The sequence below is a fragment of the Pseudomonas sp. 1L-B-1-E-C1 genome (assembly GCF_057291835.1).
The window spans coordinates 158466-180763 of sequence record NZ_JBXAWN010000011.1; the positions used below are offsets into that span (position 1 = coordinate 158466).

Genomic DNA, 22298 nt, shown 5'->3' on the forward strand with positions numbered 1-22298 from the left:
AGATAGCAAAGGCCCCTGCGCCTGTACCTCGACGGCGAACCTGAATGAGATGGCAATGACAAAACCGCGTTGGAAAAAGGCTTTATTCATCGGCCTGCCACTGGCCCTGGCGATCAGTGCCAGCGCAGGATTTCTGGCCTGGGATTACTGGAACAACCCCGGCTACCCGGTGAAGGTGATGAAACAGGCGACGGAGTTGCAGGATCGCCTGCTGTCGTTCGACAGTCACATCACCGTGCCGCTGAGTTTCGGCAGCCACGACCACGAAGCCGACAAGGACGGCTCGGGCCAGTTCGACCTGGTCAAGGCCAATCGCGGGCGCCTGTCCGGTGCGGCGCTGACGGTGTTCGGCTGGCCGGAAATGTGGAACGGCCCGAACGCCCCGCACCGCCCGACCGAGGGTTTTGTCGAAGAGGCGCGCAACCAGCAGGAAGTGCGCTACAAGATCATCTCCGGGATCGTGCGCGACTTCCCCAATCAGGCCGGCATCGCCTACACGCCGGATGATTTCCGCCGGCTGCACGGCGAAGGCAAGTTTGCGATCTTCATCAGCATGCTCAACGCCTACCCGCTGGGCAATGACCTGAGCAAGCTCGACCTATGGGCCGGGCGCGGCATGCGCATGTTCGGTTTCAGTTACATCGGCAACAACAGCTGGGCCGACTCGTCGCGACCGCTGCCGTTTTTCAATGACTCGCCCGACGCCCTCGACGGCCTCTCGGATATCGGCAAACAAGCGGTGCAACGCTTGAACGATCTGGGCGTGATCATCGACGTTTCGCAGATGTCGAGCAAAGCCCTCGAGCAAGTCGCCGAACTCAGCCGCACACCGCTGGTGGCCTCGCACTCGGCGCCAAGGGCGGCTGTGGATATCCCGCGCAATCTCAGCGACAAAGAGCTGCAACTGATCAAGAACAGTGGCGGCGTGGTGCAGGTCGTCGCCTTCTCGCAGTACCTGAAACCGCTGACCCAGGGCACGCAGGACAAACTCAATGCGTTGCGTGCGCGCTTCGATCTGCCGCCACTGCCCAACCTCGCCATGGCGCTGATGCCCGGCGATCCGATCATCACTGCCTGGTCGGAACAGAAGCTCGGCCAGTACGCCAGCGGCCTCTACGCGATCCTCGAAGAAGAACCGAAAGCCACCCTCAAGGATTTCGGCGATGCCATCGATTACACGGTGCGCAAAATCGGTATCGACCACGTCGGCATCGCTTCGGACTTCAACGATGGTGGCGGGATCAAAGGCTGGGAAAACGTCGGTGAAATTCGTAACGTCACCGCCGAACTGCTGCAGCGCGGCTACTCCGAGGCGGACATCGCCAAGCTCTGGGGTGGCAACTTCATGCGCGTCTGGGATCAGGTGCAGAAAGCCGCGAAACCGGCTCTGGCGTCGCGCCAGGAGGTGGCCCGGCCATGACTGACCGTCGCACTTTTCTCAAGCAGGCCGGCCTGCTCGCGGCCGCCCTGCCCCTGGGCGCCAGCCTGACTGCACCGGCGGCCATCGCTGCGCCGGCCGCTGCGTCGCGGGATAAATGGGCGCAGTTGCGTCAGTTGTTCGATCAGGATCCCCAGGCGATCCACTTCGCCAATTTTCTGGTCACCTCGCACCCGAAACCGGTGCGCGAAGCCATCGAACGCCATCGCGCGGCGCTGGATCTGAATCCGGGTCTGGCGATGGATTGGGATCTGGGCGTCACCGAGAAACGCGAAGAAAACGTGCGCCACTGGGCCGGCCAGTATCTGCAAGCCAAACCGGCGCAAATCGCCCTGACCGGCAGTACCACCGAAGGCCTGGCGATGATCTACGGCAGCGTACAGGTGCGCGCGGATCAGGAAATCCTCACCACGGTTCACGAGCATTACTCGACGCGCAATATTCTCGATTTCCGCAGCCGTCGCGATGGCACGCGCGTGCGCAAACTCACCCTGTTCGAAACTCCGCAGAGCATTTCTCTGGATCAGGTGCTCGACACGATCAATCGCAATATCCGCTCCGAGACTCGCGTGCTGGGCATGACCTGGGTGCATTCGGGCAGCGGCGTGAAGCTGCCGATCAGCGAGATTTCGCGGCTGGTCGATGAGCACAACCGCCAGCGCGACGACAAGGATCGGCTGATCTACGTGGTTGACGGTGTGCACGGTTTCGGTGTCGACGACCTGAGTTTCCCGCAGATGAACTGCGATTTTTTCATCGCCGGCACCCACAAATGGCTGTTCGGCCCGCGCGGCACCGGCATCGTCTGCAGCCGCATGGAAGAACTGAAATACGTCAGCCCCAGCGTGCCGACCTTCTCCGAGGCCACGGCTTTCTCGACCATCATGACCCCGGGCGGCTACCACGCCTTCGAGCATCGCTGGGCGCTCGACGAAGCCTTCAAGTTGCACCTGCAACTGGGCAAGGCCGAGGTGCAGACGCGCATTCATCAGCTCAACAGTTACCTCAAGCAACGCCTGCAGGAGCACCGCAACATCGAGTTGGTGACCCCGCTCGACTCGCAGTTCTCCGCCGGTTTCACCTTTTTCCGGATCAAGGGCCAGGACAGCGATGAAGTGGCTGCCTGGCTGATGCAGAACCGGGTGATCTGCGACGCGGTCAGCCGCGACGTCGGGCCGGTGATTCGTACCGCGCCGGGCTTGCTCAACAGCGAGGCCGAGGTGGATCGCTTCATGAACATCCTCGGCAACAAGCTGCGCGCCTGATCCTCGACTGCCGTTTTCCTTCCAAAGAGACGACCCATGCAAAAGCCTCACGCGTCACTCCTCTCCAAAGCCCTGCCCGCACTGGCCCTGAGCGTCCTCTGCGGCGCACTGATGCCCGGCACTGCGCTGGCGGCGACCGCGCCCGCAGCGGGCAAAGTGTTCAAGGACTGCAAGGACTGCCCGGAAATGGTCGTGCTGCCGACCGGCAGCTACACCATGGGCACGCCGGACGATGAAGTCGGCCGTCAGCCCGATGAAGGCCCGTTGCACACGGTGACCTTCAGCAAACCGTTCGCCATCAGCCGCTCGCAGGTGCTGGTGGGCGAATGGGACGCCTATGTGCGCGAGACCGGCAACAAGCCCTACGACTTCGATGACCGCCCCGGCCGCCGCTGCACCGCCGGCAAGCCCGAATTCAAACAGACGCCACGCGACCCGGCGGTGTGCATGAACGTCGCCGAAGCCCAGGGCTACATCGACTGGCTGTCGAAAAAGACCGGCCACGCCTATCGCCTGCAAAGCGAATCGATCCGCGAATACGCCGCCCGTGGCGGCAGCACCGGGCCTTTCCCGTTCCCGTTCGATGAGGGCAAGGATTACCAGATCTCCAAACACGCCAACACCTACGGCGCGGCCGACGGCTACAACTTCACCTCGCCGGCCGGCACCTTCCCGGCCAACGCCTTTGGTGTGTTCGACGCCCACGGCAACGTCTACGAATGGACCGCCGACTGCTATCACCCGGACTACTCCGGCGTGCCCGCCGACGGTCGCCCGTGGACTCAGGAAAACTGCGAGCGCCAGGTCATGCGCGGCAACGACTGGGGCGAGGCGCCGATCTTCTCCCGCTCCGGCAACCGCAACAGCAGCTGGCCGACCAGCAAGGGTGACTGGCTGGGCTTTCGCGTAGTGCGCGATCTCTGACACTGCCCTCGACGAGCGCAGCCCGTCTGCGCTCGTTTAAAGAAACTCCGCGACCATTCGTTTTCCTTAAGTACCGGCACTCCCTCCGCATCGAAGCAGGAATCCTCCATGACCAAGCCTACGCGTGGGGCGATCAACGAATTGTTCGCCCTGCTCAAGCCCTTCCGCCTGATCGTCTCGGCGTCCATCGTGCTCGGCATGCTCGGCGGCCTCAGCGTCACCGTGCTGCTGGCGACCATCAACAACGCCCTGCACTCCGATGACGGCCTGACCCGCACGGTAGTGATGATCTTCGCCGGACTCTGTGCCCTGGCCCTGCTGACGACGATTCTGTCGGACATCGGCACCAACTACGTCGGCCAGCACATCATTGCCAAACTGCGCAAAGAGCTGGGGGAAAAAGTCCTGTCGGCGCCGATCGACCAGATCGAACGCTATCGCAGTCATCGCCTGATCCCGGTGCTGACCCACGACGTCGACACCATCAGCGACTTCGCCTTCGCCTTCGCGCCGCTGGCCATCTCGATGACCGTGACTCTCGGTTGCCTCGGCTATCTGGCCATGCTGTCGTGGCCGATGTTCCTGATGATGCTGGTGGCCATCGCCATCGGCACCACCATCCAGGCAATTGCGCGGGCCAAGGGCATGCGCGGTTTCTACGCTGCCCGCGACTCCGAAGACGAACTGCAAAAGCACTACAACGCAATTGCCGAAGGCGCCAAGGAACTGCGCATCCACCGCCCGCGCCGCCAGCGCATGTTCGTTGCCGGCATTCAGAAAACCGCCGAGAAAATCTGCGACACCCAGATCAAATCGATCAACACCTTCGTCATCGCCAAGTCGTTTGGCTCGATGCTGTTCTTCGTGGTCATCGGCATGGCCCTGGCTCTGCAGTCACTGTGGCCGAGTGCCGACAAAGCGGTGATGAGCGGCTTCGTTCTGGTGCTGCTGTACATGAAGGGCCCGCTGGAACACCTGATCAGCACCCTGCCGATCATCAGCCGTGCGCAGATTGCCTTCCGCCGCATTGCCGAACTCAGCGAACAGTTCTCCTCGCCGGAACCGCACCTGTTGCTGCAGGATCAGGGCAGCAAGCCGGCCGCCGTCAACAGCCTGGAACTGCGCAACGTGCGCTACGCCTTCCCGGCGGTGGAAGGCAGCGAGCCGTTCCGCCTCGGCCCGGTGAACCTGCGCATCGAACAGGGCGACATCGTGTTCATCGTCGGTGAAAACGGATGCGGCAAAACCACGCTGATCAAATTGCTGCTGGGCCTGTACGCGCCGACCGAGGGCGAAATCCGCGTTAACGACGAGCTGATCACTGCGGTCAACCGCGATGATTATCGGCAGAACTTCACCACGATCTTCGCCGACTACTACCTGTTCGATGACCTGATCCAGGGCGATCGTGAAGTGCCGCAGGATGCCACCCGCTACCTCGAACGTCTGGAGATTGCGCACAAGGTCAGCGTGCGCGACGGCGCCTTCAGCACCACCGACCTGTCCACCGGCCAGCGCAAACGTCTGGCACTGGTCAACGCCTGGCTCGAAGAACGCCCGGTGCTGGTGTTCGATGAATGGGCGGCGGATCAGGACCCGACCTTCCGGCGGATCTTCTATACCGAGCTGCTGCCCGACCTCAAGCGCCTGGGCAAAACCATCATTGTGATTTCCCACGACGACCGTTACTTCGACGTCGCCGATCAGCTCGTGCGCATGGAGGCCGGCAAGGTCCAGAGCGAACTGCAACCCGCCTGATCGAGGTAGCCGCGAACGAGCCGGAGAAAAAACTTTTCCGGTTTGCCGCGGCTTCCTCGTCTTAATGAGATGAATAAGAACCATTAACAACTATACCTGCCAAGGTCTTAACCTCATGTCCGCATCCCGTTTCATGCTTCGCCCTCTGACTCGAGCCCTGCTGATGCACGGCGCGACCCGCACTCGCCTGGCCGGTAGCGGCCTGGGTCTGGCACTGACCCTCGCAGCGGCGCCCTATGTCCAGGCCCAGGAATGGACCCTGAACATCCCTGCCCAACCGCTGGCCCAGGCCCTGCAGACCCTCGGTCAGCAGACCAGCCTGCAAATCGTCTACAGCCCGGAAAGCCTGCAAGGCCTGCGCTCCAGCGCCCTCAACGGCCGCTATCAGGACGACGAGTCACTGAAGGCGATGCTCAGCGGCACCGGCATCCGTTATCAGCGTGACGGCAACACCGTCACCGTGCTCGGCCCGGCCACCAGCGGCAGTGCGATGGAACTGGCCCCGACCAACGTCAACGCCAACCGCCTCGGCGCCACCACCGAAGGCAGCAACTCCTACACCACCGGCGGCGTGACCATCGGCAAGGGCGTGCATTCGCTCAAGGAAACGCCACAGTCGGTCACGGTGATGACCCGCAAGATGCTCGATGACCAGAACCTCAACACCATCGAACAGGTGATGGAGAAGACCCCGGGCATCACCGTTTACGACTCGCCCATGGGCGGCAAGTATTTCTACTCGCGCGGCTTCCGCATGACCGGCCAGTACCAGTACGACGGCGTGCCGCTGGACATCGGCAGCAGCTACGTGCAGGCGGACAGCTTCAACAGCGACATGGCCATCTATGACCGCGTGGAAATCCTCCGCGGCGCGGCCGGCATGATGAAGGGCGCGGGCGGCACCGCCGGTGGCGTCAACTTCGTGCGCAAGCGCGGCCAGGACACCCCGCACACGCAGCTGTCGTTGTCGGCGGGCACCTGGGACAACTACCGCGGCCAGGTCGACACCGGCGGCCCGCTGAACGACGCCGGCACCGTGCGTGGTCGCGCTGTCGTCACCCAGCAGACCCGGCAGTATTTCTACGATGTGGCTGAACGCCGCGATCAGATCTACTACGGCGCACTGGACTTCGATCTCAGCCCCGACACCACCCTCGGTCTGGGCATGGCCTATGAAGACGTCGACGCCACCCCGTGCTGGGGCGGCCTGCCGCGCTACGCCGACGGCTCCGACCTGCACCTGAAACGCTCCACTTGCCTGAACACCTCGTGGAACAACCAGCGCAGCAAACGCGCCACCTACTTCGCCGACGTCAAACACCAGTTCAACGATGACTGGTCGCTGAAAGTCGCCGGTGTCTACTCTCGCAACACCCAGGACATGGAATATTCCTTCCCGAGCGGCACCGTGCCATTGGGCGCCACTGCCACCAATACGCTGATGCTCGGCAGTACCTATGACTACGACCAGCGCGACTACGGTTTCGATGCCTACGTCGACGGCAAATTCGACGCCTTCGGCCAGGAGCACGAACTGATCGTCGGCGCCAACGCCAGCCGTTCGCACAAGGACGACTTCTACGCGGTGGCGGCATTGCCACAGCGCCAGAACGTGTTCAACCCGAACCACAACATCCCGCAGCCGGACGAAAGCTACTACCTGGCCAACGCCTCCCGTGGCGGCCCGGTGGACATGCACATCAAGCAATACGGTGCTTACTCGATCGCCCGCCTGAAACTCGCCGACCCGATGACACTGGTGCTGGGCAGCCGGGTCAGCTGGTACAAATCCGACACCGATTCGGTGCAGTACTTCCGTGGCGAAGGCACCGAGGTCAACACCAAGTCCACCGAATCCGGCCAGGTCACGCCGTTCGCCGGCCTGCTCTACGACCTCAACGACAACCTGACCGCCTACGCCAGCTACACCGACATCTTCACCCCGCAAGGCTCGTACAAGACCATCGATGGCAGCACGCTGAAACCGCTGATTGGCCAGAGCTACGAGCTGGGGATCAAGGGTGAGTGGTTCGACGGTCGCTTGAACACCACGTTCAACCTGTTCCGCACCATTCAGAAAGACGCGGCCCAGGATGACCTGCGCTGCGAAGACAGTTCCTGCTCGATCAACTCGGGCAAGGTCCGCGCCCAGGGCTTTGAAGCTGAAGTCAGCGGTGAAGTGATTGACCGTCTGCAATTGCTGGCCGGTTATACCTACACCCAGACCAAGGTGCTGGAAGACGCCGATGCGACTCAGGATGGCGCGGTCTACAACTCTTACGTGCCGCGCCACCTTTTGCGTGTGTGGGGTGATTACGCCCTGAGCGGGCCGCTGGATCGGGTGACGATTGGTGCGGGTGTCAATGCGCAGACGGGCACCTACCGGGTTTCGCCTCTGGGCGGGGACAATGTCGATGGTGCGGGTTATGCGGTCTGGAACGGTCGCATTGGCTACCGGATTGATGACACCTGGTCGGTGGCGTTGAACGGGAACAACCTGTTTGACAAGCGTTATTACGCGACCATCGGGACCGAGGGGTTCGGTAACTTCTACGGTGAACCGCGGAATTTTGTGATGTCGGTGAAGGCTGATTTCTGATTTTTTGATTTGAGCTGTGAAAGAGCCCCGCATTCTGAGATGCGGGGCTTTTTTGTTTTTTGGGATTGGGATTGGGATTGGGATTGGGGGCATATCCGTTGCTGCGGGTGCTGCCGCTGGCGGTTTCGCTCTTACAGCGAGTCCCTTTTTCAAACGCCAAAAAGGAACCAAAAGGCTTTGCCCCGGCGTACGGCCCGCTCGCTGGGGCTCGGGGTACCTTCGTTACGGGACCGATCCGGGCGCAGCGTCTCCGGTTTGCTCCGCTGCACCTCCTCCCGCTGTGTACGACTGCGTCGTACGGTCGCTGCGCTCCCACGCCCGGATCGATCCCGTAACGAAGCCTGCCGAAGGGGCAAAAGATCAAAAGCCGAAGCAAAGCAAAAGCTAGATCAAGAGCCAGATCAATAGCCAGATCAATAGCCAGATCAATAGCCAGATCAAGAGCCAGATCAAAAGATCGCAGCCTTCGGCGGCTCCTACAGTTGGATCGCGTGAACTCGATAGAAATTGGTTGCCTCGCAGATCGCCATCGCGAGCAGGCTCGCTCCTACAATTGGATTGAATACATCAGCGAGAAACAGGTCGGCTGTAAGGCCGCCTTCGCGAGCAGGCTCGCTCCCACAGAAAACGCAAGATCAAAAGATCGCAGCCTTCGGCAGCTCCTACACAATGAGCGTTAGCTCGAGTGCTTTTGATCTTGATCCACGGGCGACGTCGGAAGGCTGAGTGGAGGGATTGATCTGGGCGTGGGAGCGCAGCGACCGTCTGGCGCAGCCAGACACAGCGGAAGGAGGTGCAGCGAAGCAAACCGGAGCCGCTGCGCCCGGATTGATCCCGCAGCGAAGGAACCCGAGCCTGCGAGGGCCGAACGCAGGAGCTAGCGTTTTTTGCTTACTTTTTTAGGCGCTTGTAAAAAAGTAAGTCGCCGTAAGGGCGAAACCGCCAGCAGCAACACCAAAAAAAACGGATATTCACCCAATCCAAAAAGCCCGCGCAAGCGCCCCACCAACCCGCGAATAAACATCCAGAACCCCAGGCACCACCGACCCCAACCGCAACAAATCATGGGTCAACCCACCACAAACCTCAACCTCGACCTCAACCCCCTGCCCGCGCAGCTTATCAACATACGCCTGCCCCTCATCCAGCAACGGATCAAACCCGGCCAATACCACAATGGCCGGCGCAACCCCGCGCACATCCTCCGCCAGCAACGGCGAAAAACGCCAATCCAGATAATCCTCCGGCCCACGCGCATAGTGCTGATAAAACCAGTCCAGCGTCTCGTTCTCGAGCAAGTACCCCTCGCCAAACAACAGACGCGAATCATGCACTCGCGAAGCGTCGGTCACCGGATAACACAACAACTGCGCTCTGGGTGCAATGGCCACCGTGTGCGGCTGCCGCACCGCCTGAATCGCCAGCACCGTCGCCAACGTAGCGCCCGCGCTATCACCGCCAAAGGCGACCCGCGAACAATCCAGGCCCAGGCTCGCAGCCTGTTCGGCCAGCCACGACAAAGCGTCCTCGCCATCCTCCAGCGCCGCCGGAAAGCGATGCTCCGGCGCCAGCCGATAACCGACCGAGAGCACCGCACACGGCGTGCGCTGGCAAAACTCGCGGCAGACGCCGTCGTGGGAATCCAGACTGCCGACCACAAACCCGCCACCGTGGAAATACACCAGCACCGGCAGCGGCGACTCAACGCCGTTGGGCCGATACAAACGCAAGGCCAGTGCCGCGCCGTCCCGGGCCAATGTTTCGATCTCGGTGACTTCAAGGTCCTGCGGCGCCGGCCAGCGCAGTTGCGCGGTGGTCTGTTCGAATGTGGTGCGGGCCTCGCTCGGGGTCAGTTGGTGCATGGCCGGCAGCCCGGCGTCCTGGCTGTCTTGAGCCAGGTCCAGAAAAGCTTCCAGATCAGGGTGTAACGACATCGATAAGATCCTTTATCCGCAAAAAACCGGGCGCGCCTCGGCAGCGCCCGCACAAAAGAGCGATTAACCCGCCCGTGCCATGCAGTGCTCGATCAACGCTTCAAGCTCACGCTGGTAATCGCTCATCAGCGCATCCATGGTGCCGGCGCGGTAGCGCTGGTTGCTGTAGATGCAGCGCAAGGCCAGTTGCCCGTCATAGACCTGACCGACGATTTCCAGCCAGTTGCCCAGGTTCGCCTTGAGGCTGTAGTTGTCGCCGGTTTCTTCCAGTGCCGGCACCAGCAACGCCTGTTCATCGAAGCTCTGGTCGAACTGCCCGAGGTAGTTGAACGTCACCCGCGCCTGCGGCAAACCGGCGAGTTGCGCGCAGATGTCCGGCCCGGCCAGATGACGCAGCACGCCATAGCCGATGCCCTTCTGCGGTACACCCGCCAGTTGCGCCTGCACATCGATGATCGACTGGCCAATGTCGTCGCTGTCCGGGCGCAAACGCACCGGGAACATGCTGGTGAACCAGCCGAGGCTGCGGCTCAGGTCGATCGATTCGAAGAGGTCTTCGCGACCGTGCCCTTCAAGCAGAATCAGCGCCGACGGTTGCTGGCTCCAGCGGCACAGCGCACGGCTAAGTGCCGACAACAGCAGGTCATTGATCTGCGTGCCGTACACCGCCGGGGCTTGTTTGAGCAGTTGTTCGGTGTGCTCGCGCGACAGCTTGAGCCGTGCCTGCGCCTGTTGCCGCACGAGGTTCTTGCCGCGCGGGTTATCACACGGCAGGTCGACACCCGGTTGATCCAGTTGCTCCAGCCAATAAGCCAATTCCTGCTCGGCAATCACCGGCGCCTGCGCCTGCAATGCCTCGGCAAACGAACGATAACTGCTGGTGCGAATCGGCAACTGCGCTGGCAGCCCCTGCACGCAAGCCTCATAAGCGACTTTCAGATCGTCGAGCAGAATCCGCCACGACACGGTGTCGACCACCAGGTGATGAATCACCACCAGCAAGCGCGCCTGGCCATCCGGCAAGGCCACATGCATGACCCGCCAGACCGGTCCGTCATCGAGTTTGAGGCTGCGCTGCCCAAGGTTGGCCAAGGCTTCGACCTCGTCGCTGTTTTGCGCTTCACGGCGCCACAGCACAGCCTCGTCTGACGCGCGGGTGCTGTAGCGCTGCAACCAGCGACCGCCGTCGTTGGAAAAACGCAGGCGCAGCGAATCGTGATGTTGTTCGATCAAGCCCAGTGCCTGTTCCAGTGCGTCGAGATCCAGTGGCTGACGGGCGCTGAGCAGCAACGACTGGTTGTAGTGATGCGCCTCGGCCATGCCTTCGGCGAAGAACCATTCCTGAATCGGCAGCAGATTGAACGCGCCTTCTGCTGCCACTTGGGTCAGGTCTGGCAGCGCTTGCCCAGCGCCCTCCTTCACCACCTGCTGCTCGACGATGCCGGCGATGGTCTGATAGCGCATCAGATCGCGCAGCTTCAGCTCCATCTGCAGGGTCGGATGGTTTCTCACCCGCGAGATCACTTGCAGGCTGAGGATCGAGTCGCCGCCCAGTTCAAAGAAGTTATCGCTGATACCGACCTGCTCGACCTGCAGCACCTGCGCCCAGATTTCCGCCAACAGGGTTTCCTGCTCGGTGCGCGGGGCAAGATATTCGTCGCTTTTGAATTGCGGTTCAGGCAGCGCCTTGCGATCGAGTTTGCCGTTGGGCGTGACCGGGAACGCGCTGAGGCAGACGATCTGCGCCGGCACCATGTATTCCGGTAGCGAGGCGCGCAGCCCGGCCTTGAGTTCATCGCCGATGTCTTCACCGCTGGCGGTGACCACGTAGCCGATCAGTTGCTTGCCGGAGGCATTGTCGCGGGCAATCACCAGCGCATCGCTGACCGCCGGCAACTGCCGCAGACTGGCCTCGACTTCGCCCAGTTCGATGCGGAAGCCGCGCACCTTGACCTGATGGTCGATGCGTCCGACGTAATCAACCACGCCGTCCGGGCGGCGGCGCACCAGATCGCCGCTGCGGTACAGGCGTTCGCCCGGCGCAAACGGGTTGGGCACGAAACGCTCGCCAGTCAGATCGGGGCGCCCGTAATAACCGCGGGAGATACCGTAGCCGCCGATGTACAACTCACCGGCAAAACCCGGCGGCAGCGGATTCAGATCGTCGTCGAGCACGTACAGCGAACGCGCACCGACGGCGCGACCGATCGGCGCGTACGCCGCTTCGCAGTGCTGGCTGATGGCGACTTTCCAGAGCATCGGCGTGACCACGGTTTCGGTCGGGCCGTAGCCGTTGGTGAAGTACTGCGGACGCAAAGCGGCTTTGACCTGTTCGAAGGTTTGCTCCGGCACCGCATCGCCACCGAAGCAGTAGATGCGCACCGCTGGCGGCGCGATGCCGCTGGCTGCCGCGTACTCGGCCAGTTGCTTGAGGTAGGCCGGCGGGAAGCAGGCGATGGTCACGCCGTAATCGTGAAGGGCCTGATAGGTCTGCTCCGGGGTCCACAGGCAACCGTCGCGGATCACCAGACGACCGCCGCTGTACAACGTACTCAGCCAGCGTTCATGAGCGCCGTCGAAAGCGAACGACATGAAGTGCAGCTCGCAACTGCTGGCGTCCATTTCGTACAACTCGGCTATGGCCTGGCAGTGCATGCTCAGCGGGCCCTGGGTGACGGCCACGCCTTTCGGCCGCCCGGTCGAGCCGGAGGTGTAGACCAGATAGGCCAGGCTCTGCTCGTCAACATCGCAGATCGGAGCGGCATCGCTGTACAGACTGCGATCGAGCTGATCGATTTCCAGACGCAGCAGGCCTGGCGGCGTCGGCATCGTCGCGCGCAGGCTGGTTTGCGTCAGCAGCAGGGCCATGTGCGAATCTTCGATCATGTACGCCAGACGCTCCGGCGGATAATCGATATCCAGCGGCACGTACGCCGCGCCGCTCTTGAGCACGGCGAGGAAGCTCACCAGCATTTCCAGCGAACGCGGCAACGCCACGCCGATCACCACTTCCGGCCCGGCGCCGTGGGCGATCAGGCACTGCGCCAGTCGATTGGCCTGCCGCTCCAGCTCTGCGTAGCTCAGGCTTTCGCCGGCGCATTGCACGGCGATCGCATGGGGTTGCTGTTGCGCATGACGACTGATCAGCTCCGGCAGCAACTGCGGCGCGTGGCGGTGGGAAGGCTCAGCGCTCCAGGCCTGCGCCGCTTGCCATTGCTCGGCGGACAGACGCTGCAGATTGCCCAGCCGCTCATACGGCGCGGCCATCATCGCCGCGAGGGTGTTTTCCAGGGTCAGGCGAATGCCTTGCACCGCCTCGGCACTGAAGTGGCTGCGCAGGTACAGGTATTCGATCGACAATTCATCGCCGAGCATCACCGCAAGGTCCATCGGCACGTTGGTCACGCCATGGCCGATGGATTTGCCGAAAGTCAGCTCGGTGTCGGTTTCTTCCTGCAAGCGCTCGTCGATCGGGAAGTTTTCGAACACCACGATGCTGTCGAACAGCGCCTGCCCCCCGAGGTTCGACCAGCGCTGCACATCCGCCAGCGGCGCCTGGGAGTAATCACGAATGTCGAGGTTGTAGGCCTGCACTTCGCCCAGCCAGTCGGCCAGGCGCTGATCGGCCTGCGGCGTCTGAATGATCGGCAAAGTATTGATGAACAGGCCGAGCATGTTGCCGACGTTCGGCAGGCTTTCCGGACGTCCCGACACCGTGGCGCCGAAGGTCACCGTTTGCTGGCCGGTGTAGCGCTGCAACAGCAGCAGCCACGCACCCTGGATCAGCGTGTTGGGGGTGATGCGCAGGTCGCGGCAGAACTCCAGCAGACGCGCGGTTTGCGCCTTGTCCCAATTCGAATAGAGCGCATCGTGGCCGGTAACGTCGGCGCTGTGGCGCGGGTGCATCGCCTGACTCAGCGCGGTCGGTTCGTTGACCACCGCCAGACGCGCCTTCCAGAACAGCTCCTGGGCGTCCTGATCCTGCGCCTGCAACCAGGCAATGAAGTCGCGATAGCGGCCATTTTCGCCAGTCACCTGGCCCGTGGAGTAATACTGCAAGACCTCGCCGAACAGCCGCGAACTGCTCCAGCCGTCCATCAGAATATGGTGGCTGGTCCAGATCATCTGGTACTGCTCGTCGCCCAGATGCAACAGGGTCACGCGCTGCAAACGCGCTTCGGACAAATCAAAACCCAATGCGCGGTCGGCGCTGGCGAATTCGGCAATCGCCGCCTCGCTGCAGTCCTGCGCACGCCAATCGAGCACCTGCATCTGCAGCGGCGCATGGCGATGCACGACCTGCAACGGCTTGGCCAGCCCATCCTGCCAATGGAAACTGGTGCGCAGGATCGCCTGCCGGACGATGACGAATTCCCAGGCCCGGCGGAAACGCTCCACGTCGAGACCCTTGATCGGCAGGCTGACCTGTTGCACGTAGAGGCTGCTGCCGTTATCCGACAGCGTATGGAACAGCATGCCTTCCTGCATCGGCGACAGCGGGTAGACGTCTTCGATCAGCTCCGCTGGCACCGGCAAGGCATCGAGCTGGGCCTGATCCAGTTGCGCCAGCGGGTAGTCGGCAGCGCTGGCGGCTTGCGCGTCTTCAAGCGAAACCACTGCGGCGAGTTTCTGCACCGTCTGCTGCTGGAACAGGTCTTTGGGCGTGAAGCAAATGCCCTGCTGCCGCGCGCGGCTGACCAACTGGATCGAGATGATCGAATCACCGCCGAGGGCGAAGAAATTGTCGGTCACGCCGACCCGCTCTATCTTCAGAATGTCCTGCCAGACCTCGGCCAGTTGCTGCTCCAGCGGTGACGACGGCGCGACGAAATCGCGTTGCGACTGACTGGCGTCCGGTGCCGGCAAAGCCTTGCGATCGAGTTTGCCGTTGGGCGTCAGCGGCAATTGCTCAAGGAACAGCCACTGCGCCGGCACCATGTAGTCCGGCAGATGCGCCTTGAGTGCGGCTTGCAGTTCGGCGCTCATCGCGTCCAGTTGCGCGGGGCTTTGATCGGCTTCGGCCGGCACCACATAAGCCACCAGTTGCTGGCCGCCAACGCCGTCCACCGCCAGCACCACGCCTTCGCGCACGCTGGTTTGGGCCAGCAGACGCGCTTCGATTTCGCCCAGTTCGATACGGAAGCCACGCACCTTGACCTGATGATCGATGCGGCCGACGTATTCGATACGGCCGTCATCCAGCCAGCGCGTCAGGTCGCCAGTGCGGTACATGCGCTCGCCGTTGCTCGCCAACGGGTTGGGCACGAAACGTTCGGCGGTCAAGCCTGGGCGCAACAGATAGCCACGGGTGATGCCATCGCCGGCCAGATACAGCTCCGCTGCGATGCCGAGCGGCGCTTCCTGCAATTGCTCATCGAGCAGGTACGCGATGGTGTTGCGCAGTGGCCGGCCGATATTGGCCTGGCCGCCGAGTTCGCGACGGGTCCAGGTCGAATACGTGGTGTCTTCGGACGGCCCGTACAGATCGTAAACGTGGGCGACCGAAGTCTCGCGGTACAGGGTGTCGACCAGCGCCTGCTTCAGCGGCTCGCCGGCCAGATTGATGATGCGCACGCCCGGCGGGATCTGGCCGATGCGTTGCAGCGCGGCAATCGCCGACGGCACGGTGTTGATCAGGCGCACCTGATCACGCTCGGGCAAGTCCGGCAGTTCCAAGGCATTGCGCGCCATGACCATGGAGCCGCCACGCGCCAGGGTGACGAAAATCTCCCACACCGACAGGTCGAAGCACACCGACGTCGAGGCCAGCACGCCGTGCAGGTCGTCTTCGCTGTAGACCTCGGCGGACCAGTGAATCAGTGCCTGCACGTTGCGATGGGCGATGGCCACGCCTTTCGGTTTGCCGGTGGAACCGGAGGTGTAGATCACATAGGCAAGATTGGCCGAGTCAGCGCGCGCCGGCAGGTTGTCCGGTTCCTGCGCGGCAAACGCCTCGCCGCCGGCCTCGACCAGCACCACCTGCGCTTGCGTCGATGGCAATTGCGCCAGCAATGCTTGCTGGGTCAGCAGGACTTTCGCCTGGCTGTCGTCGAGCATGTAGGCCACGCGGTCGGCCGGGTAGTCAGGGTCCAGCGGCACATAGGTGCCACCGGCCTTGAGCACCGCCATCAGGGCGATCACAAGCTCTGTCGAACGCGGCAGCGCCACGCCGACGCGCACCTCGGCCGTCACGCCGAGCGTCAACAAATGTCGGGCCAACTGGTTTGCACGCCGATTCAGTTCGCCGTAGCTCAAGGCCACGCCGGCATGACTCAACGCCAGTGCCTGCGGATGTGCCGCCACCCGCGCTTCAAAGCTCTGCGAGATCAGGCGCTCGGCCGAATAAGCTGCGTGATTGTCGTTCCACTGCGCCAGCGTCTGACGCTCGGCCAACGGCAGCAGACCGATCTCGCCAAGTGCCCGCTGCGGGGCCTGGATAAATTGCTCGAGCACTTCGCGCAAATGCCCGGCCAGAGCGAGCACGCTGCGCTCGGCAAAGTGCTCGGTGAGGTAATTGAAATCGAGGTTGAGCACTTCGCTGGCGCCAGCGATCAGGGTCAGACCGTAGTTGGTCTGCTCGCGATGCTCCAGGCCGGAGAAACGCAGGCCGCCCGGATTGGCCTCCAGCGCTTCGGAGACCGGGTAGTTCTCGAACACCAGCAAGGTGTCGAACAACGCTTCGCCGCTCAGGGCGGCCAGACGCTGAATGTCCTGCAACGGCGTCTGTTCGTAATCGCGTAGCAGCAGGTTCTTGTCCTGAACGCTGCGCACCCAGTCACCCACGCTGAGGGCGGCCTGCGGGCTGGCGATCACCGGCAAGGTATTGATGAAAAGCCCCAGCTGCTCCTCGATGCCCGGCAAATCCACCGGACGCCCGGATACCGTGGCGCCAAATGCCACGGTGGCCTGACCGGTGTAGCGCTGCAACACCAGCAGCCATGCCGCTTGCACCAGACTGTTGAGCGTCACCTGTTGCTGACGGGAAAAATGGTTCAGACGCTGGGTGAGTGCTTCGTCGAAGTGCAGACGATGCATCTGTTTGCCCGGCCCCGGCACTGTGCGTCCGTGGCAGGCCGACGCCAGTCGGGTCGGTTCGTCGAGTTCGGCCAGTTGCCCGCGCCAGAAGTCCTGCGCAGCCGCCTTGTCCTGGCCCTGCAGCCACACCAGAAAATCGCGATAGCGACCCTGCGCGCTCGGCACTGGCTGGCCGGCGTAATCCTGCAGCACCTCGCCGAACATCCGCGAGTTGCTCCAGCCATCCATGAGGATGTGGTGGCAGGTGAAAATCAGCCGATGGCGATCGTCAGCAGTGCGCAGCAGGCACAGGCGCAACAGCGGTGGATTCTGCAGATCGAAGCCGCGTTCACGGTCAGCCTGCGCCCGTGCTTCAAGCACCGCCGGCAGATCGGCGACATCGCGCACATCGATTTCCGGCATTTCCAGGGTCAGTTGGCGGTTGATCACCTGCAACGGCGCGTCGAGGCCATCGCGGCCCCAGATGAAACCGGCGCGCAGCACTTCATGGCGATCGACCACGCGCTGCCAGGCTTGCTGGAACCGCACGACGTCGAGGCCGTCGATGTCCAGCAGCATCTGATAGACATAGGCGCTGGCGTCCGCGTCGTACAGGCTGTGGAACAGAATGCCTTGCTGCATCGGCGCTAGCGGATAGATGTCCTCGATGCGCTGGGCGGCGATCGGCAGGCTGTCCAGATGCGCCTGGGACAAACCGGCCAGCGGCACATCGGACGGCGTGAGGCCGCCCGCATGGCTGAGGCAGTGATCGATCAATTCGCTCAACGCCGTTTCGTAGGCGCGGGCCAGAGCGGCAATCGTCGCCTCTTCGAAGACGTCGCTGCTGTAGGTCCAGGTCAGGCTCAACTGGCCCTGATAAACCCGGCCATCGATGGTCAGCCAATTGGCCATCGGCGCGTTTGCGTCCTGACCGGCGCCTTTGTCTTCGGTGGCCGGCCGCCACAAAGCGTCTTCGTCGAAGTTGTTATCGAACTGCCCGAGGTAGTTGAACGTCACCTGTGGTTGCGCCAGTTCATGCAACGCCGCTTGTGCGTCGGGCGTGCCGAGATAACGCAGCAAACCGTAGCCGATGCCCTTGTTGGGGATCGCGCGCAGTTGTTCCTTGATGGCTTTGATCGAGGTTTCCAGACTGGCGTTTGGCGTCAGGCGCACCGGGAACATGCTGGTGAACCAGCCCACGGTGCGGCTCAGGTCGATGTCATCGAAGAGGTCTTCGCGGCCGTGTCCTTCGAGCTGCACCAGCGCACTGTCGCTGGCCGTCCACTGACACAACACTCGCGCCAGTGCCGTCAGCAGCAGGTCGTTGACCTGGGTGCGGTAGACCGCCGGGGCCTGTTGCAGCAACTGGCGGGTACGTTCGGCGTCCAGCCGGGTGTCGACGCTGCGCTCGAAGCGGTTGTTCAACTGGCCCTGCGGATTATCCAGCGGCAAACCGAGCGGCGCGTCGCGCAACTGCTCGCGCCAGTACGTCAGTTCACTGTCCAGCGCCGCGCTGCGCGCATGCTCTTGCAGGCGCAAGCCCCAGTCCTTGAACGCGCTGGTCTTCGCCGGCAGGTGCACGCCCTGTCCGCTGCTGATCTGTTGATAGGCGCTTTGCAGGTCTTCCAGCAGGATTCGCCACGACACGCCGTCGACTACCAAGTGATGAATCACCAGCAACAGACGCTGACTGGCGTCCGGCAAATCGATCAGCGCCGCGCGGATCAGCGGGCCGTTGTGCAGGTCGAGGCTGCGTTGCAGGTCCAGGCACAGCGCTGGCAAGGCCGCGCTGTCGTCCAGCGCAAAGGTGCGCAGCAAGTCGTGTGGCTGATCCGCCGCGCCGTGACTTTGCTGCCAGCCCTGCTCGGTTTGGCGATAACGCAGACGCAAGGCGTCATGCTGTTTTTGCACCTGCGCCAGGGCCTGTTGCAGCGCAGCGGCTTGCAGGGTTTTCGCCGGGGTCAGCAGGATCGACTGGTTCCAGTGATGGCGCGCCGGGATGTCGCTGTGGAAGAAATAATGCTGGATCGGCGTCAGCGGCGCGTCGCCGAGCACCTCGCCCTGTTCCGTTTGCACGGCGTCGCTCTGTTGCGCGACGGTGGCCAGACGCTGCACGGTCTGGTGCTGGAAAATGTCTTTGGGCGTGAAGCGAATGCCGACCTGCCGCGCGCGACTGACTACCTGAATCGAGATGATCGAATCGCCGCCCAGCTCGAAGAAGTTGTCGTGCAGCCCTACCCGTTCGACCTTGAGCACGTCCTGCCAGATCTCGGCCAGACGCTGTTCCAGCTCACTGCGCGGCGCCGCGTAGGCCTCTTGCACTTGGGCGACGTCCGGCTGCGGCAGTTGCTTGCGATCGAGCTTGCCGTTGGCGGTCAGCGGCAGCCGGTCGAGGAACGCCCAACTGACCGGAACCATGTAATCCGGCAGGGTTTCGCGCAGGTGCGCTTTGATCGAATCGCGCAGGGCGCCCTGCTCGTCCGCGTTCACTGCCTCGACGGGCACGACCCAGGTTGCCAGTTGCTGGCCGCTGAGGCCGTCCACCGCCAGCACCACCGCTTCGCGCACCTGCGGATGCTTGAGCAGTTGCGCTTCGATTTCGCCGAGCTCGATACGGAAGCCACGGATCTTCACTTGGTGGTCGATACGACCGATGTACTCGATCACCCCGTCGCCGCGCAGCCGTGCGAGGTCGCCGGTGCGGTACAGGCGCTCGCCGGCCTTGCGGTTGAACGGATCGGGCACGAAGCGGCTGGCGCTCATGCCGGACTGATTCAGATAACCACGGGCCAGACCGGCGCCGGCGATGTACAACTCGCCGATGCAACCTTGCGGCACCAGATTGAGCGAACTGTCGAGCAAGTACCACGACAGGTCGACAATCGGCGCGCCGATCGGGCTGCTGTGATTGCTGTGCAGATCCGCCAGTGACAACGGCCGGTAAGTCACGTGCACGGTGGTTTCGGTGATGCCGTACATGTTGATCAGCGTCGGCGCGCGGTCGCCAAAACGCTCGAACCACGGGCGCAGATTCTGCACTTTCAGCGCCTCGCCACCGAACACCACGTAACGCAGGGCATTGCTGCGCGAGGATTCACAGGCGACCTGCATCAACGGCTTGAATGCCGACGGTGTCTGGTTCAACACCGTGACATTTTCATCACACAGCAGCGTGTAGAAATCTTCCGGCGAACGGCTGACATCGTGGGGCACGACCACCAGTTTGCCGCCGTACAACAGCGCCCCGAAAATCTCCCACACCGAAAAGTCGAATGCGTAGGAATGGAACAGCGTCCAGCTGTCCTGCGCGCCGAAATCGAACCAGTGCTCGGTGGCGCTGAACAGGCGCATGACATTGCCGTGCGGCAGCAACGCGCCTTTGGGTTTGCCGGTGGAACCGGAGGTGTAGATGACGTAGGCCAGATTGTCCGGCGTGGTCAGGCATGGCGGGTTGCTTTCGATGCTGTGTTCCGGCGCCTGATCCAGATCGAGGCAGACCAGCCCCGACGGAATCGGCAACTGCCCGAGCAAATGACCCTGGGTCAACAGCAATTGAATGCCGCTGTCGTCGATCATGTAGCTCAAGCGGTCATCCGGGTAGCTCGGGTCCAGCGGCACATAGGCGCCGCCCGCTTTCAGCACCGCGAGAATGGCGACGATCATGTCCAGCGAACGCTCGACCGCAACGCCGACGCGCACATCAGGGCCGACACCCCGCTCGATCAGCGTATGTGCCCATTGGTTGGCGCGGCGATTGAGTTCGGCGTAGGTCAGGCGCTGTCCGGCAAAGCTCACCGCCACCGCATCGGCATGCCGCGCGGCCTGGGCTTCGATGGCTTGCTGGATGCACTGGGTCAGCGGTTGTTCGACCCGCGGCGGATTCCATTGCGCCAACAGCTGTTGCTGCTGGCCGGCGTCGAGCATCGGCAACTGGCCAATGCGCTGGCTCGGCTCGGCGACGATCGCCTGCAACAGCGCAGTCCAGTGTTGCGCAAGGCGCTCGATAGTCGCCGCGTCGAACAGGTCGGTGGCGTACTTGAGCACCGCTTCGATGCCGTGGGCCTGTTCGGTGGTGTTGAGGGTCAGGTCGAATTGCGCGGTCTGGCTCTGCCATTCCAGCGGTTCGATGTTCAGGCCGTTCAGGCGCGTCGCAACGCTCGCACGGCGCTCGGCCTGGTGGTTGAACATGACCTGGAACAACGGACTGTGACTGAGGCTGCGGCCCGGTTCCAGCGCTTCGACCAGTTGCTCGAAGGGCAAGTCCTGATGCGCCTGCGCCTCCTGCGCCGTCTGTTTGACCTGACGCAGCAGTTCGACAAACGGCAGCTCTGCGTCGATGTCCGCCTTGAGCACCTGGGTGTTGACGAAGAAGCCGATCAGCCGCTCGATTTCCACCCGACCACGGTTGGCCACCGGCACCCCGACCCGGATGTCGCTTTGCCCGCTGTAGCGATGCAACAAGGCCTGAAACGACGCCAGCAGCACCACGAACAGGGTGACGTTTTCCTGCCGGGCAAATGCCTTGAGGGCGTGGCTCAGCGCCGGTTCGAGAATCAGGTTATGACTGGCGCCGGCGAAGCTCTGCTCGACCGCGCGCGGGCGATCCAGCGGCAGCTCCAGTACCGGCTGTTCGCCGCCGAGTTTTGCCTGCCAGTAGGCCAGTTGGCGCTCCTGCTCCCCGGCCTCCATCCACTGGCGCTGCCACAAGGCGTAATCAGCGTATTGGATCGGCAGTGCCGGCAGACCGGCGTCGTGACCGAGGTTGAAACCGGCGTAGAGCTGCACCAGTTCCTCGATCATCACTTGCAGCGACCAGCCATCGGAAACGATGTGGTGCAGGGTCAGCACCAGCACATGCTCAGCGGGGCTGACCTGCAGCAGCGCGGCACGCAGCAACGGGCCGTGCTGCAGGTCGAAAGTCTTCTGGCTCTGGGTCTGGACGAAGGCCTGGATCGAGGTGTCCGGGTCGTTCGCCAGATCAGCGCTCAGGTGATGAATCTCCAACGCAAAAGGTCCTGCGGGCAAGACCACTTGCAAGGGTTGTGCACTGTCTTGAGTGAATACCGTGCGCAAGGTTTCGTGGCGTTCGATCAGCGCCGCGATGCTGCGTTCCAGTGCCGGCACATCCAGCGGGCCCTGCAAGCGCAGGGCCGTCGGAATGTTGTAGGCCGCGCTGTGCGGTGCCCACTGCCAGAGGAACCACTGGCGCTGCTGAGCGTAGGACAGCAGCAACGGCTCTTCAGCCGTGCGCTTGAAAACCGGGGCAATGTCAAAGAGGTTGACGCCTTTCTGCTTGAGCAGAACCGCCAGAGCCTTTCTTTGCTTAGCCGAAAGTTGTCCTACCGACTCGATTAACTCTTGCACGC

Annotated in this window: 7 protein-coding genes; 5 read left to right on the forward strand and 2 right to left on the reverse strand. The window is 62.7% G+C overall.

Going from position 1 to position 22298, the window contains the following annotated elements:
* Nucleotides 1–55: 55 nt before the first annotated feature.
* The 5 genes from pvdM (at nucleotide 56) to AC0Z4S_RS20095 (ending at nucleotide 7984) form a co-directional block, all read left to right on the forward strand.
* The gene (pvdM, locus tag AC0Z4S_RS20075) at nucleotides 56–1420 is read left to right on the forward strand and encodes a pyoverdine-tailoring dipeptidase-like protein PvdM (RefSeq protein ID WP_485624340.1); all 1365 of its coding nucleotides are present in this window, start codon (nucleotides 56–58) and stop codon (nucleotides 1418–1420) included.
* Nucleotides 1417–2703 (forward strand): pyoverdine-tailoring periplasmic protein PvdN, encoded by a 1287-nt coding sequence (gene pvdN / locus AC0Z4S_RS20080; protein ID WP_485624341.1) that lies wholly within the window; start codon nucleotides 1417–1419, stop codon nucleotides 2701–2703. The genes pvdM and pvdN overlap by 4 nt, the downstream gene beginning before the upstream one ends.
* 36 nt (nucleotides 2704–2739) lie before the next feature.
* On the forward strand, nucleotides 2740–3627 hold the full coding sequence (pvdO, locus tag AC0Z4S_RS20085; RefSeq protein ID WP_485624342.1) for a dihydropyoverdine dehydrogenase: 888 nt from the start codon (nucleotides 2740–2742) through the stop codon (nucleotides 3625–3627).
* Nucleotides 3628–3735: 108 nt separating this feature from the next.
* Nucleotides 3736–5385, forward strand: coding sequence for a cyclic peptide export ABC transporter (locus tag AC0Z4S_RS20090; RefSeq protein ID WP_485624343.1), 1650 nt, complete (start codon nucleotides 3736–3738; stop codon nucleotides 5383–5385).
* Nucleotides 5386–5500: 115 nt separating this feature from the next.
* Nucleotides 5501–7984, forward strand: a complete 2484-nt coding sequence (locus tag AC0Z4S_RS20095; protein WP_485624344.1) for a TonB-dependent siderophore receptor — start codon at nucleotides 5501–5503, stop codon at nucleotides 7982–7984.
* 971 nt (nucleotides 7985–8955) lie between these two features.
* Here AC0Z4S_RS20095 and AC0Z4S_RS20100 read toward each other — a convergent pair.
* Both AC0Z4S_RS20100 and AC0Z4S_RS20105 read right to left on the reverse strand, forming a co-directional pair.
* Nucleotides 8956–9918 carry an alpha/beta hydrolase gene (locus AC0Z4S_RS20100; RefSeq protein ID WP_485624345.1) on the reverse strand — a complete coding sequence of 321 codons (963 nt, stop codon included), beginning with the start codon at nucleotides 9916–9918 and terminating at the stop codon, nucleotides 8956–8958.
* 63 nt (nucleotides 9919–9981) lie between these two features.
* The gene (locus AC0Z4S_RS20105) at nucleotides 9982–22296 is read right to left on the reverse strand and encodes a non-ribosomal peptide synthase/polyketide synthase (RefSeq protein ID WP_485624346.1); all 12315 of its coding nucleotides are present in this window, start codon (nucleotides 22294–22296) and stop codon (nucleotides 9982–9984) included.
* Nucleotides 22297–22298: the final 2 nt, after the last annotated feature.

What these genes read in the sequence shown, in the direction of transcription:
- pvdM (WP_485624340.1), top strand. Translation starts at nt 56, where the DNA reads ATGACAAAACCGCGTTGGAAAAAGGCTTTATTCATCGGCCTGCCACTG.
- pvdN (WP_485624341.1), top strand. Translation starts at nt 1,417, where the DNA reads ATGACTGACCGTCGCACTTTTCTCAAGCAGGCCGGCCTGCTCGCGGCC.
- pvdO (WP_485624342.1), top strand. Translation starts at nt 2,740, where the DNA reads ATGCAAAAGCCTCACGCGTCACTCCTCTCCAAAGCCCTGCCCGCACTG.
- AC0Z4S_RS20090 (WP_485624343.1), top strand. Translation starts at nt 3,736, where the DNA reads ATGACCAAGCCTACGCGTGGGGCGATCAACGAATTGTTCGCCCTGCTC.
- AC0Z4S_RS20095 (WP_485624344.1), top strand. Translation starts at nt 5,501, where the DNA reads ATGTCCGCATCCCGTTTCATGCTTCGCCCTCTGACTCGAGCCCTGCTG.
- AC0Z4S_RS20100 (WP_485624345.1), bottom strand. Translation starts at nt 9,918, where the DNA reads ATGTCGTTACACCCTGATCTGGAAGCTTTTCTGGACCTGGCTCAAGAC.